Below are 14,181 nucleotides of genomic sequence, written 5' to 3'. Positions count from 1 at the left end.
AGGAGAACCGGACAGTGAGCGTCAATTACGACCGCACAGCCGTCAACTACGACACGGTCACCCAGGCCGCCATCGACGTGCGCAAGACGACCAGGGAACTTTCCGAGGGCCTGGAGACCCTCATGCGCAAGGTCGCGGCCGTCGCCGAGACGTGGCAGGGCGAGGCGAAGACCGCCTACGGCGAGATCCAGCGCAGCAGCGCCACGGAGATGGACCAGATGTGCCAGAAGCTGGCCCGCATCGCCCAGCTCCTGGACGACTCGGTCATCGGCTACCAGGACACGGACAAGGGCAACGCGGCCCGCTTCCGCATGCTGATGGGCTGAAGCCCCACACTGCCACTGCCGGACGGAGGGGAAGGCGGCTCGGGCCGCTTCCCCGCATCCGGGCTTCCACGGCGGCAGCCGGACGACACGGCAGGCCCGGCCAAGACTGCGCAACGGGCGATGGACGAGGTCTCTCCACAGGAGGCCTTCGATGCGTTCATCCATGCCCGTGTGTACTGCGAACGACCGGAGGATTCGGGCTTCTTGACGGTTGTCGCGCCGAATCCCCCGGCCGTCGACGCACCGCCGCGATCCCGCATCCTCGACCTGGTCACCACTACTGACACCGCCCCTGCTGGTCCCCGTGTTCACGTCGCTGGAACAGCTCGAGCTGTTCACGGGCGGAGGAGGGTGGTTCTCGACAACGGGCGCCGACCTCCTCGATCTGCTGCCACCGGGACTCGACGTATGGCTGGACCCGGCCGCCGAGCGCGCCGTACGGCTTGTCTCGAGGGCCAGGCGCAGTTCGAGGACGAACACCCCGTCACTTCATTCCTGGAGGGACACGGAATAGCCGAGGAAAGCATCGAGTTCCGCGGCCGCCTGGAGCCGGTCGATCGTGACGGTCAGGACAACGGAACTGAGCAGACCCAGAAATAGAGGCAGGAGCAGGGGCACCCGGCATGACGGACAAACGGTTCCTCTTCTGCCGCATCTGGATCGCTCCCGAAGACACCGTTGAGGACTGGGTGCCGGGCAAACCCGCCGAGCTCGACCGGCTCATCAAGAGACTCGGCGGCGCGGCCGCACACTTCAGGGAGGGCGCGGAGAAGCTGCGCAAGCTCAATACCGATCCCTGCAGGGCGAGGCTGTCGAGGAGTTCCGCAAGACGGTCAAGAAACTGCCCAAGGAACTCGATGGTGCCACGGACGCGTTCGTTGAGGCGGGCGTCGCCGTACTCGCCTACCGCGAGGTGCTTGAGAGTCCAGCGCCTCACCCGACAGATTCTCGACCACGAGGCACCCACGGCCCGCGACCTCTCCCGCCAGTACGCCAGGGCCGTGGACGACTACTACGTGGCGATCAAGGCCGGTGATACGAAGCTGCCCACCCGGCCTCCCGAGACCAACCCGGGTAGGACCGCGAAGGCGGAACTGATCGAGAGGATCAACAGTGCACAGGGCGAGGTCACGGAGGCGGCCGGCATCGCGAAACGGACCCTGCACAAGGCTGCCGGGCGCGTCGTGCCTGAGGTCACAGGTTTCCAGTCTCGCCGTCGGCGATGAACCGCGGACCGGTCGTGAATGGTGGCGTTCTCAATCTGTCAGGCGAGGTGGTCCCGAAGGGGCGATGAAATCCTCCTGACATCCTGTTTGCAGCTGTGCCTCGAAGAACATGCGGCTGGCCAAGTGAGCGAGGTCCTGCCGCCGCGTTTCGCTGTCCCTCTCCACCGAGCCGCTGGCAGAAACCAGAATCGACAGATAGGGATCCTTCAGGCCGGCCGTATGGCTGGACCCTGCGGAGTGAGGCTTGCAGACGACGTACACGGCCGCCTGCTTGTCCCAGACGAACGCTTCCGTGCCGACGTCGAAGCGTGTCCCATCGGCAGTGTCGGCCCCTCCCAGCTGTGTCCGCCAGTCCTTGACGGAGCCGTCCTTCAGTTCGGCGGTCATCTTGACGGATGCATGGGAGGTCGAGTTGCTACAGGTGAGGAGCAGTGAGCTGTCAGACACCTCTCGGGACCACTCCGAGGTGAACGACGAGTCGGGGGAGACGAGCCGCTCCAGAGGCTCGACATTGGCAGAGAACACCCCCTCGTTGCATGTCTCAGAAGCCCTGAGCTCTTTCGCATCGCTCCGGAACGCAGTGGCCCACACTGCGAGCCCGGCTCCTACGGCAACCACCGCAGCGGCGACCACGACGATCAATGGCCGACGCACCGTCAACTTCGTCATCTACTTCTCCCGCGCTTCCGAAGGGGTGTCACGCCTTGTGCTGATTCTCTCTGTACTCGCGCAGCACGGAATGGGCGCGGTCGTTGCCCTGGAAGTGGCCGTCACGTACAGCGGACTCGATCTCAGCCTGGTTCAAGCCAGACGAATGTGCCAGGTCTGCTGCTGACGCGGCCTGCTGTGCGGCTGCCAGGGTCGAGTCCTTGTGCTTCTCCCAGTCTTTGCCTGACTGGAACAGTGCCTCCTGCGAGCTGTCCCGAGGGTCGGGGAACAGCCCGTCGATCATCTGCCCCGTCAGGTCCTCCGTGGCTGCCACAGCAAACGCGCCGGCGACAGGAGAAGCGACCGTACTCACGCCGGCACCGATTCCGATGTTGGCGGCTGTAGTTGCCCAGGCCTTCCACTTGTCCATGTCCTTGTTGAACGCGGCATCGCCTTCGGCGCTCTTCTGCAGATCAGAGTCCTGACGGGCGAGGCCAAGGACTCCCTGGACTTCGGAGTTACTCGCTGAAATCTGCTGAATGGTGTTCTTTGTCGACTCGCCATAGGCATCCGGGTTAGCCAGGTGGTAGCCCATCAGTTCGCTCGTGTACAGAGCTTCCCCGACATTGAGGGCCTTGTATCCGTCAGGGCTCTGCCCCAGTTCGTACATGAACCGAGTGACCGCCTGTTCGCCGAAGGTGGCCTGTGCTCCACTGAGCGGATAGAGGTCCTCCAGGGTCCCGCCCCCCGCCTGTCCTCCTGAAAGCTCTCGGTGGATGTCGGGCATGTATTCGGAAGCCATCTGGCCGAAGCTTTCCTCCATGCCCTCGTGGAGCTTGAAGTCGTCCCCCGGATCGGCGACACCCTGGACGACTTTCGTCATCAGGTCTGCCTGTTCCTTGGTGTGGGCAGGCATGTGGGTGCTCGGCCCGGTGTCGTAGGCATGCCCTGTAGTCGCTGATTCCAAAGCATGGGACAGCGACCGATACCCGGCCGATGCCCCGGTGTCCTTGCTTCCGGTTCCGTCGGAGGGCCACTCGCGGTCCGACGTCAGGTAGTCGAAATTTGCTTCTTGGGAAAGGAATTCGACAGATGCCTTGGGATTGTGTCCGAGAGCCTCCATGAACCCAGTCATAGGGTCCTGGCCCCGGTCGTCGGCTGCCCCGAAGTTCAAATCCGCTTCCGAGTTTCGCATCCAGAAGTCGGACGGAGAGAAGGGTGAATCCCAGCGCTTGTCCGCCTTGATGAGCTCCTTACCGTAGCGATCAAGGAAATGGGTGTCGTAATCGCCCTGACGCATGAGGTTGCTCATGACCTGGAAGCCGTACGGATTACCGGCGTGAGAGGTGTCGAGGCTGCTGCTGCCCAGGTCGATGACTTCCTTCTCCCAGGCACGCATCTCCTTGCTGTCTGAGTGTGTGGCTGACGCGAGTGTCCGACCCAGGTTTCCTTGCAATGCCTTGAGCTGCTCGAGTCTTTCCTTGCTGTGCTCGTACGGGACGCGCGAGTAACCGCCTTTACTGGGGTCAGCCATTTCCGCCCAGAATAGGAGAGCCCCTTTGCCGCCAAGTCCGGTGGCGAATTTTTCATTGAAGAGGGGATCCCCCTGGTATTTGGAAAGGACCTTGTTCATGCGTTCGATCTGGGCGGTGGTCATGCCGTCACCCAATTCCGCCAACTTGACCATCGCACGTGCTTCCCGAAGGGCTTCCTTCCGCCCCTCGGCGGCATCCTTCACGCTCGTTGCTGAGTGTGTGTTGAAACCACGGCTCTTGCCGTTGGCGTCCATCGTGAGCGCCCAGTGCAGAGCCGTATCTGCGTCTTCTGCGCTCTTCAGTGCTGCTTGAATCCTGTTGTTGCACTCATGGACCGAATCAAGGTACCCCTTCTGAAGGGCTGCTTGCTGTTCCTGAGGTGCGGTGGACGGGTCGCAGTAGACGCGCCCCTCATTCATCTTGAGATGTTTGTCTTCATGGACATACTTCTCGATTGTTTTCAGTTCGTCCTTCGCTGCCTGGAACGCATCGAACGCGCTCTTCAATAGAGCGTGTACGTCGTGAGCCTCGTCGGATGCCGATTTCATCTGCTTCTCGACAACGTCGAACTTCTCCAGCGCTTCTGTTGCCGCTTCCCCCTTCCAGTCCGAATCTCGCAACCCCTTGGTGACGGTGCTGCCGAAGGCCCGTGCGATGGTGTCGAACTGACCTGGCAGGGGGCGCCAGGCGTCAACAGCGTCGGACAGAGAGGAAAGGTCGGCCGAGCGTAGTTGTTCGTAACTGATGGCCATGTCACTTCTTTCCATCGCTGTCGTTCTCGCGCTTGGCCGCTCGGCGTCGCTTGTCTTCTTCCTTCCGGAACTCGGCGGCAGAAGTGCGGAGATTTCCCGCTACCCCTTTGCCGAGCAGGTCGTCCATGTACTGCATCTGCGAGCGCCAGCGCTTTTGGAAAGTCGACAGCGCGGAGTCCGACTTGAAGCCCTTCAACTCGACGCGGCCCGTCGCTGTCATCACTTTGTTGTCCGCGTCCTTGAAGTTCGTGCGAACGGTGTCAGCCTTCGTGGCGCGTTCCTCCAGGACACCGGCATCCACATGGAGGCTCGGGGACGAACCACCACCTGCGTCGACAGGGGCGAGCTGGTTCAGTTGCATGCTGCTGTGCCGGCGCGCGGCGGCGGCGTTGCGGGCCTGGCCCCACATCTCATCGAATGACACGGTGGTCCTCTTCTGGCGTCACTGACGACTGATTCGTTGTCGTACCGGATGTCCGGTCCTCGGCCTCAGTCCCGCTGGCCCGAGCCTGGCGTCCCGTGGGGCGGGTACTGCTGCGGAGGGGCGTACGCGGGAGTCGCCGGAGAACCGGGCGCCGTCGGCTGCTCGACGCGGCGGCGTCGGGTGCGGAGCACGGCGAAGGTGATCGCGGCACCGACGACCACGGCCGCAGCGACGCCCAAGGCGATCCAGAGTGACGTGCTGCTGTCGTCCTCCGAAGTGGACGCGGCCGCCTGGTACGTGCCTCCGGCGGGATTCTCAGCAGCGTCACCGGACGGGGACGCCTCTGGCGACGGAGACTTGGAAGCCGCCGCCGCGGCGAGGTCCGGCAGCGGGTACTCGTCGGCAGGGCCGGGGTCGCCGGGGTTCTGCAGTGCGACCCTTGGGCGGACGATGCCGTAGCCGAAGGACTCGTTGTGAGTCCACTCCTCCTCGTTGCCCTTCATCGTGTTGATCAGGACACGGAGGACCTGGTTGTTGGTCCAGGTCGGGTGCTTCGACCAGACGAGGGCGGCGGATGCCGAGGCGATGGCTGTGGCATCACTCGTGCCGCTGGTCCTGCACACTCCGGTGCCACCGATGCACGCGTGGACCAAGTCCTCCCCGGGCGCGGTGACGTCGATCTCTGGCCCCCACTCCGAGAACGAGCTGCGCTTGACCTTCTCGTTGATCGATCCGACGGCCACGACGCCTGGTGTGGAGGCGGGAAAGCGGGGGCGGTTAGCTCCGTCGCCCTCGTTGCCGGCGGCCGCGAAGATCAGTTTTCCCTTGTCTACGGCGTACTTCACGGCGGCGTCCAGCTCAGAAGTGTCGACGCCGCCCTTCGTGCCGGACTCTGCCTGTCCCATCGAGATGTTGATGACCTTCGCATCCGAGTCCGCCGCGAATCGGATGGCCTTGCTGAAGTCCCGTGCGGCGTTGTGACCCGAGGTGAAGTCCAACCCCTCGATCTTCTCGGGCATCCGGATGGGAAGGATCTCCACACCCGGAGCGAGGCCGTAAGCCCCGCTCTTGCTCCCGTGTTTCCCAGTGCCTGCGATGAGCGCGGCCATGCCGGTGCCATGGCCCTCGTGGTCGGTTCGCTCGTCGCCCGGCTGGTCCGAGTAGTCCTTGCCCTTCAGGACTTGTCCCTTGAGATCGGGCAGCGAATCGTCGACCCCCGTGTCGATGACAGCGACGGTGATGCCGCGGCCGGTGCTCACCTTCCACATCTCTTCGGCGTGCATCGCGTCAAGATGCCATTGGAGGTCGCGAACCGACTCGGCATGCGCCGGAGCGGCGGCGACGCCAACCAGCAACAGGCCGAGGCCAGCCGAGAGCACTGAGGCAGGGCGCATGTTTCGTCTACTGCTGGCACGCATGACTTTCCTGGGGGTTGGCAGGGGTGGGGGTCACTCCACGACTGGCGGCAACGAGCGGCGTCCGCGCTGCCAGGTCTCTTCGTCTTCGGAGAGGTAGTCGGGTCGGTCGGTTCCACGCTGATCCTGCTGCCGCGAGCCCGTGCCGCCGGTACGAGGAACGCCCCCCGTCGGCCGGCCCAACACTGCCGCACGGGGCGACTGAGAAGAGCTTGCCGGCCGCGGCAGCCCCGTTCCTCCCGGCGTCATGGGACGACCCATGGGAAGACGACCGTTCTGGCCCGCCACGGCACCGGTCATCCCACCTGTCTGGGAGGCAAGGCGCCGGCTGCCGATCGTGCCTCCCTGTCCGCTGCCGCCAGTACCACCGGGAAGGCCGGGAGTGAGGCCGCGGACCATGGGGGCACGACCTTCAGGGCCCTGCCCACCGATGACCGTTCCGCGGGGGATACCCCCGGAAGGACGGCCGGTCGTCGGCGTAACGGGCTTCCCGCCCACAATTCCGCTGTCGCGCAGCGGTGGGACTCGGACACCTCCTGAGCCCGGCCCTTGTGAAGGGGGGAGCGGTGGACGGGGTACCACCGGCATCCGGCCACTCGCCGGGTTGTTCGTGCCACCACCGCTGTTCTGCAGGACCGGCGGACCGACGACGGGCTGCCCGGGCGGCGCATCGGACCGAGGAAGAGGCGTGTTCGGCCCAGGTTGCGGAGTCGGTCCGGGCCGCTCCGGCAAGGTCGTCAGCCCGTCAATGTCCATGGCGACGGGACGACGGCTGTCGGCGGACGCGCTGCTGAGCCCGGGCGAGGCGCCTTCGGAGGCACCGCTGTACGGGTGCGGCTGAGCCCCGACACGCGAGCCACTGTCCTGGCCGCCTTGGACCACCGCAGGCGTACCTGAGCCGCCTCCGGCACCGGAGGCGCCATGCGACGGGACGGAAATGTACTCGCCGGGCTTCCAGTCCGTATCGCCGAAGTGAGTGCTCGGCGGTGAGAACGTAGGCGGCTCCACACTGTTCACCTGCTGCGCGGAGTACTCGTACGTCTGCGCCAGCTTCCGCAGCTGCTGGATGGCCTCCCCCCGGGCAGCCTCCATGCGCTGTTGCGCCGTCGTCGCGTCGGACTGCGCGGTCTGGGCCAGCTTGCGGGCGTCGGGGTCGTTGCGGGCGCCTGGTTCCTGTGTAGCCGCCAGTGTCTTCTTCGCTGCGGCCAGGTCGGCCTTGGCCTGGGTCGTCTCCGAGGTGTCCGGCAGCGCTGCCTTCGCCTCGACGACCGCCTGGGCCACCGTGGCCATCCAGCGCGAGGCCACCTCGGCGTACTGGCCGAGCCGGAGCGTGGAACTCGCCGCCTGGCCGCCCCAGTCGCGGAAGGTGTCGCCAGCCTCACCCTGCCATTCGAGGCCCTTGGTGTGCGTCATCAGGTCGTCGCCGATCTTGGTGATCGTCGAGGCGGCCTTGGTGAGCTTGGTCGCCAGGTGCGAGGCACTCTCCGGGCTGGCCGAGTCAAGGAGGGCCGCGAGCTGCTCGTGGGTCATGGACTCGAAGTCGGTGCGGGCAAGTTTCGGCTGCCGCGGTCCGGGCTGCTCACCCATCACAGGCCCTCATCGCTCGAATCGGACTCCGGAGGCGGTCCGCCGCGTCGGTCGGCATACGGATCCCGACCCGCCACGTAGTATTTCTCCGCCTCCGCGTTGACCGCCCTCATGCGCGCCCGGATGTCGCCGTCGAGGTTCTCGTAACCGACCCGCGACGCGTGCACCGCCAGTCCCATGCCCTCGATCTGCGCGCTGAGGGCCTTGGACAGCTTCTCCAGCTCCTCGTGGACGACGGCGTACGAGTCGTAGAGGAACTGTGCCTCTTTGAACTCCGCCGAGCCCAGATGGGCGCGTGTCAGCTTGTCCTGGCCGACCTTGCCCGGTGCCGCCTCGGACCTGTCGAGCTCCAGCAGCAGTTCGTCGACACGTTTCTTGAAGCCCTTCATGGCGTCGTGCTGGATGTCCAGCGCCATCGCCGGATTCACGTGGGACAGGTTGTCGAATGACGTACCCGTGTCCGGTGTGCCGCCCCCGTTCGAACCCACCTCAACCGCCTCCCCGTTCAGCCAACTTGTGTCACGTTGGGTCACGCCGAGTCACCACTCGGGCGATCACTCTAATGCCGTTGTGGAAGCAGACCCACTTGAATCAGCGGCGTACCGCGCTTGCGCGAAACGAACACGCCACGCCCTGGCGGCATGGGCCGCCCTCGGACGTTGCCGAGAATGTCGCCCTCGCTGGGGTCGCCCGAAAGGATCACGCCCTGCGTGCCCAGTTCCTTCAGGCGCTGCAGGAAGGGCTCGTACAGTGCCCGGGATGCGCCTGCCGAGCTGCGCGCGACGATGAACTTCACGCCCACGTCGCGGGCGAACGGCAGGTGTTCCACGAGCTGGGCCAGAGGGTTGCCGGAGCCGGCCGCGACCAGTTCGTAGTCGTCGACGACGACGAACAGCTGCGGGCCGCTCCACCAGCTGCGGTCGCGCAACTGTTGCGGGGTGATGTCCGGCTTGGGAGCGCGCATCTCCATGAACTGGTTGATGGCATCCATGTGGACCTGCATCGCCGACGCCATGGGGGCGTACTCCAGCAGGTGCTCCTCCGACACCGCCTCCAGCATGGTGCGCCGGTAGTCACCGACGACGATCCGGGCCTCGGCGGGGGTGTAGCGCTCCGCGATCTGCTTGGCGATCAGCCGGAGCAGGTTCGTCTTGCCGGATTCGCTGTCGCCGAGGACCAGGAGGAAGGGATCGGTGTCCAGATCGATGAAGACTGGCTCCAGGTTCGCCTCGTCGATACCGATGGCGATGCCGTGCTGGGGGAACTCGAAGCCCTTGGGCAACTGGTCGGCCGGGAGCTTGCGCGGCAGCAGCCGCACCGTGGGCGCCGGCGGCCCGGCCCAGTTGACCTTGACCGCCTGCACCAGCTGCGCCGTGGCCTCCGAGAGGCTCTCGACGTCCGGTGTCGAGTCGAGCCGCGGCAGCGCGGTCATGAAGTGCAGCTTCTGAGGCACCTGCCCCCGGCCGGGCACCCCCGTCGGCACGTTCAGCGCGACCTTGCGGTCGAACTCGGAGTCCATGGCGTCGCCCAGTCGCAGTTCCAGGCGGCCGATGATCTGGTCCTTGAGAGCCGCGCGCACTTCCATGTAGCGGGACGCGGAAAGCACCACGTGGACGCCATAGCCCAGCCCGCGGCCGGCGATGTCGTGGACGACGCCCTCCAGCCCCTCGTAGTCGTTGCGGAAGTTGCCCCACCCGTCGACGACCAGGAAGACGTCGCCCCACGGCTCGCCGGGCAGCTCTCCGGCCGCGCGGCGGCGACGGTAGGTGGCGACGGAGTCGATGCCGTGCGTCCGGAAGAACTGCTCGCGGCGGCTGAGGATGCCGGCCACCTCCGCAACTGTCCGACGCACCCGTTCGGGGTCGAGCCGGGAGGCCACACCGCCCACATGAGGCAGGTCATTCATCGACGCGAGTCCTCCGCCACCGAAGTCCAGGCAGTAGAACTGCACTTCGTACGGCGTGTGGGTGAGCGCGAACGACGCGATCAGCGTGCGCAGCAGCGTCGACTTGCCCGACTGGGGACCGCCCACCACCAACATGTGTCCCGAGGCTGCCGAGAAGTCCTGGTAAAGGACCTCACGCTTCTGCTCGAAAGGCTTGTCGATCAGGCCGAGTGGCACCGTCAGCCCGCCCAGTCGGGTGTACTCCCGCGCTTGCACGCCGCGTTCCGGCGTGACTGCCAGCGCGGGAAGCACCTGGTCCATGGTGGGAGCCTCGTCCAGAGGCGGTAGCCACACCTGGTGCGCCGCCACACCCTGGCCTTCCAGGCGCTGCACGATGACGTCCAGCACGGTGTCGGCCAGGGCGTCGTCCTCCTGCCGCCCTGCGGCGGCACGCTCGTCCCTCTCCGGGTCGGGCGCCGCGTAAGTCACCGGCACGTGCACGGCGGTGAACAGGGAGGGCCTGCGCTCGACCGGCACGCGGCTCGCGGAGGTGTCCGGCGCGCCCCCGCGGTAGGGGCCGGACACATAGGCGGCCTTGAACCGGACCATCTCCTCCGTGCCGAACTTCAGGTAGCCCGAACCGGGCACGGACGGAAGGTGGTAGGCGTCCGGCACACCCAGCGCCGCCCGTGACTCGGCTGCCGAGAAGGTGCGCAGACCGACTCGGTAGGACAGGTATGTGTCGAGACCGCGCAGTCGCCCCTCCTCCAGGCGCTGCGAGGCGAGCAGCAGGTGCACGCCCAGCGAGCGGCCGATCCGGCCGATCTGGATGAACATGTCGATGAAGTCGGGTTTGGCGGTGAGGAGTTCACTGAACTCGTCGATCACGAGGACGAGGGAGGCCAGCGGCTCCAGCGGGGCGCCCGCGGCCCGGGCCTTCTCGTAGTCGTGGAGATTGGCGTAGTTGCCGGCCGAGCGCAGCAACTCCTGGCGGCGCTGCAGCTCTCCGCGGATCGCATCACCCATGCGGTCGACCAGGGTGAGGTCGTCGGCGAGATTGGTGATGACCGCGGCGACGTGCGGCATCTGCGACATGCCCGCGAAGGTCGCGCCGCCCTTGAAGTCCGCCAGCACGAAGTTGAGTGTCTCGGAGGAGTGGGTGACGGCCAGGCCCAGCACCAGGGTGCGCAAGAGCTCGGACTTGCCGGAGCCCGTCGCGCCCACGCACAGTCCGTGCGGACCCATACCGTCCTGTGCGGCCTCCTTGAGGTCCAGCATCACGGGCCTGCCGTCCTCGCCGACGCCGATCGGCACGCGCAGCCGCTCCGGTGTGGACCGGGGGCGCCAGGTGCGTCGTACGTCCACCGAGGCGGCGTCACCCAGCCCGAGCAGCTCGGTGAAGTCCAAGTTGGCCAGCAAGGGTTCGTCGTCGTCACCGCCGCCCATGCGCAGCGGCGCGAGCTGCCGGGCCAGTGCCTCGGCGCCGGGCAGGGGCATCACGTCGGGCGCGCCCTCGTAGGCGACACCGCCCCCCGAGTCCAGCCAGAGCCGATCCGGGCGTACAACGACGGAGAGGTCCCCCCTGGGCTGGTCGAGTTCACCGGCGACCACCTCGACGACGGTAACCCCCTGCAAGCCCTCCGCGGCTGCGAAGGCCGAGGTCGGCGGCACCATGCCGCCGTCCAGCACGACGAGGATGTGAGGCTGGTCGAGGAGCGGCCGACCATCACGGCTGAAGCGCGGCCGTCCGTCTAGGTGGGCGGCGAGCAGCGGTTCCAGCTCGCCCAGGTCGTCCCCGAACAGGCGCCGGCTGCCGGCACCGTCCAGTTGCCCGGCCACTTGGCAGTGCGGCAGCCACTTCGACCAGTCCCAGCGGCTCACCGCTCCGGGCGCGGTGACGACGGCGACGACCAGGTCGTCGGGGGAGTGCAAGGTCGTCGCCTGGGCCACCAGCGCACGGGCCGTGGACCGGGCCTGCTCCGGATCACCGGACACCGTCACGTGGTAGAAGGCGCGCAGCGACAGCGCTACCGGCAGGGCGTCCAACTGGCCGTGCACGGCGAGGAAGCGCTGCATGGCTCCCGCGCACAGCGGTTCCAGCTCGTCCACTGGTGCGGTGTCCGGCGCGACGAGAGGGGTCGACAGCTGCTGCGGCCCGAGACCGAGGCGGACCTGACCGAAGTCGGCATCGCCGATCCGTCGCTCCCACACCCGGCTGCCCTCCGCGACCACGGCCCACAGCTGGTCGGGGGCGGGGTGCAGATACAACTGCGCGTCACGCTGCCGCAGGGCCGTCCGGCGGATCCGGCGCCGTGTCTGGGCGAGATAGCGGAGGTAGTCACGGCGCACATCGGCCATCTGCCCCTGCGTACCTCGGCGATAGCGGACGATCTGCGCGACCACCATCGCGGCCGTCGACATCAGCATGACCACGCCCATGATCCGCATGAACGGATGAGCATTGGGCGATGCGAAGTAGAACACCACCGACGAGCCCATGCCGAGCGTGGGCAGCACCTGCATCAGCACGCCCTCCTGCTGCCCGCGCGGCAGTTCGGGCGGGGCTTCCAGAAGCAACTCGTCCGAGGGGACGTCGGGCGGCAGCGTACGAGGCGGGCGCTTGATGACGAACTGGCTCACCGAAGCCTCAATCCCCCTGTACGGAGCGGCTAATTCTCACCGGCGCCCCCGTGGCACCGGCCGTTCCCCGCTGCTCGGGGATACTACGCGTCGTGACGGACGGTGCCTGTCGGTAGGGTGGCCGACGCAGCGCACGCATCAGCGAAGCAGGGGGTCAGTGAAGGTGAGTTCGACCACGGCAACGGGTTTCTGCCGAGTCACGGTCGTGGCGCCCGACGCCCGCATCGACGTGGCACTGCCGGTGGACCTGCCCGTGGCCGACCTCTATCCGGAGATCCTGCGCCTGGCCCAGCAGACCCAGTCCGCCGGTACGCCGACCGGTTACCACCTGGTGCGCAGGGACGGTCGCGTCATCGACGGCGCACGCACGCTCGCCGAAGAGAGGGTCCTCGACGGGGAGGTGCTGAGCCTGCGCCCCTTCGCCGAGTCCCTCCCGCCGGCCGTCTACGACGACGTGTCCGACGCCGTCGCCTCCGCCGTCGTCCGCGACCGCCACCTCTGGAGCGACGACCTGCTGCGCGTCGCCGGGCTGGTCGGCGGTGCGCTGCTGGTGGTGATGATCGGCTTCGTCCTCTGGTTCGCCGACCCCCTGCGCCACGACATGCACGGCCTGCCCGGCATCGTCGCGGGCGGTCTCGGCGTGCTGCTCACCGCGTTCGCGGGCGTACGGGTGCGGGTGTACGCGGACCGTGCCTCGGCGACCACGCTCGGGCTGCCGGCCCTGGTGCTGCTGCTGATCGCCGGATCCGGCATCGTCGGCCCGGACGCAGGGCAGGGGCCGGGGAGACTGCAGTTTCTGCTGGGCTGTCTGACCGTGCTGGTGGCCTCGGTGGTCCTGGTGGCACTGGCGCCGAGCTCGGACGCCCCGTTCGTGGCGGCCACCTTCCTCGCGGCCGTCGGGTCCCTCGCGACCTTCCTCGCCGTTGTCGCGGACGCGACCGCGACCGAGACCGCCGCCGTGTGTGCCCCTTGCGCGATCGGCCTGGTCGCCTTCCTGCCGGGCATGTCGGCGCGGTTCGCCCGGCTGCCCATCGGATACGCGGCGCCGCGCTCGGCGGCCCAGGACGACTTCGACCCGGAACTCGCGCACGGTCCCGAAATCGGTCCGCTCGACGCCGAGCGCATCGCGGCCCAGGCCCGACGGGGTCACGAGCTGCTGCTGGGGCTGGTCGGCGGCACCGCCACGGTCGTGGTCGGGGCCGGGGCCGTACTCGGCTTCTCGGACGACGTGTGGGCCCAGCTCCTGGCCCTGGCAGTCGGCTTGTCCATGCTGATCAGGGCGCGCCTGTTCCGCTACACCTCCCAGGTGACGTGTGTGCTGGTGGCGGGCCTGGCGACGATCGTCCTGCTGCTGCTCGGCCTTGCGCTGAACCCACCCACGGCCGCCCTGACCGAGTTCGTCCTGCACGGCGACAGGGGAGCGCTCGACCTCCGGACCATCTGGCTGACCGCAGCGATCGCGGCGGGTGCCGCGCTGATCACCGCCGTCGGACTCGTCATCCCGCGCAAGGGTCTGTCGCCGTTCTGGGGCAGACTGCTCGATCTGACCGAGGGAGCCGTCCTGCTGACGCTGGTCCCCCTCTGTCTCGCGGTGCTGGGCGTGCTCGCCGAGGTTCGCTCGATGACCGGCTGACCGGCTGCCGCCCAGGCACGGACAGAGCGGCACCTCCCGGCTGGTACCCTGTGTAACGGCCGTTTGTGTACGCGCCCCCGGAGCTGTGAGCCCTGGAGGCCGCGCCCAGC

10 protein-coding genes are annotated in these 14,181 nt (G+C 67.3%); 3 read left to right on the top strand and 7 right to left on the bottom strand.

What is annotated here, in order from left to right; genetic code table 11:
* Positions 1–14: 14 nt before the first annotated feature.
* Positions 15–326, top strand: coding sequence for a WXG100 family type VII secretion target (locus tag R2E43_RS10025; RefSeq protein ID WP_011030417.1), 312 nt, complete (start codon positions 15–17; stop codon positions 324–326).
* 623 nt (positions 327–949) lie between these two features.
* The gene (locus tag R2E43_RS10020) at positions 950–1,552 is read left to right on the top strand and encodes a hypothetical protein (protein ID WP_319215511.1); all 603 of its coding nucleotides are present in this window, start codon (positions 950–952) and stop codon (positions 1,550–1,552) included.
* Positions 1,553–1,582: 30 nt separating this feature from the next.
* On the opposite strand, the gene R2E43_RS10015 is transcribed toward R2E43_RS10020, so the two are convergent.
* From R2E43_RS10015 to R2E43_RS09985, 7 genes are all read right to left on the bottom strand, one after another.
* Positions 1,583–2,221: a hypothetical protein gene (locus tag R2E43_RS10015; protein WP_011030420.1), complete on the bottom strand. Its 639-nt coding sequence runs from the start codon at positions 2,219–2,221 to the stop codon at positions 1,583–1,585.
* Between the two features lie 28 nt (positions 2,222–2,249).
* Positions 2,250–4,487 carry a DUF6571 family protein gene (locus R2E43_RS10010; protein ID WP_011030421.1) on the bottom strand — a complete coding sequence of 746 codons (2,238 nt, stop codon included), beginning with the start codon at positions 4,485–4,487 and terminating at the stop codon, positions 2,250–2,252.
* A 1-nt stretch (position 4,488) separates the two neighbouring features.
* Complete coding sequence (locus tag R2E43_RS10005; RefSeq protein WP_011030422.1) at positions 4,489–4,911, bottom strand: hypothetical protein; 423 nt, start codon at positions 4,909–4,911, stop codon at positions 4,489–4,491.
* Between the two features lie 65 nt (positions 4,912–4,976).
* On the bottom strand, positions 4,977–6,329 hold the full coding sequence (gene mycP / locus R2E43_RS10000) for a type VII secretion-associated serine protease mycosin (RefSeq protein ID WP_011030423.1): 1,353 nt from the start codon (positions 6,327–6,329) through the stop codon (positions 4,977–4,979).
* Positions 6,330–6,359: 30 nt separating this feature from the next.
* Positions 6,360–7,913 carry a WXG100 family type VII secretion target gene (locus R2E43_RS09995; protein ID WP_011030424.1) on the bottom strand — a complete coding sequence of 518 codons (1,554 nt, stop codon included), beginning with the start codon at positions 7,911–7,913 and terminating at the stop codon, positions 6,360–6,362.
* Complete coding sequence (locus tag R2E43_RS09990) at positions 7,913–8,401, bottom strand: hypothetical protein (RefSeq protein WP_011030425.1); 489 nt, start codon at positions 8,399–8,401, stop codon at positions 7,913–7,915. Before R2E43_RS09990 ends, R2E43_RS09995 begins: the two co-directional genes overlap by 1 nt.
* Positions 8,402–8,472: 71 nt before the next feature.
* Positions 8,473–12,438: a type VII secretion protein EccC gene (locus tag R2E43_RS09985; RefSeq protein WP_011030426.1), complete on the bottom strand. Its 3,966-nt coding sequence runs from the start codon at positions 12,436–12,438 to the stop codon at positions 8,473–8,475.
* Between the two features lie 163 nt (positions 12,439–12,601).
* Between R2E43_RS09985 and eccD the strand changes: the two genes are divergently transcribed.
* The gene (eccD, locus tag R2E43_RS09980; RefSeq protein WP_161270242.1) at positions 12,602–14,071 is read left to right on the top strand and encodes a type VII secretion integral membrane protein EccD; all 1,470 of its coding nucleotides are present in this window, start codon (positions 12,602–12,604) and stop codon (positions 14,069–14,071) included.
* Positions 14,072–14,181: the final 110 nt, after the last annotated feature.

Origin of the sequence: Streptomyces violaceoruber (genome assembly GCF_033406955.1) — a bacterium.
Lineage (GTDB): Bacteria > Actinomycetota > Actinomycetes > Streptomycetales > Streptomycetaceae > Streptomyces > Streptomyces violaceoruber.
This window is presented reverse-complemented; position numbering and strand designations above follow the sequence as displayed.

Coding starts and splice junctions, on each gene's coding strand:
- R2E43_RS10020 (WP_319215511.1), top strand. CDS start 950: ATGACGGACAAACGGTTCCTCTTCTGCCGCATCTGGATCGCTCCCGAA.
- R2E43_RS10015 (WP_011030420.1), bottom strand. CDS start 2,221: ATGACGAAGTTGACGGTGCGTCGGCCATTGATCGTCGTGGTCGCCGCT.
- R2E43_RS10010 (WP_011030421.1), bottom strand. CDS start 4,487: ATGGCCATCAGTTACGAACAACTACGCTCGGCCGACCTTTCCTCTCTG.
- mycP (WP_011030423.1), bottom strand. CDS start 6,329: ATGCGTGCCAGCAGTAGACGAAACATGCGCCCTGCCTCAGTGCTCTCG.
- R2E43_RS09995 (WP_011030424.1), bottom strand. CDS start 7,913: ATGGGTGAGCAGCCCGGACCGCGGCAGCCGAAACTTGCCCGCACCGAC.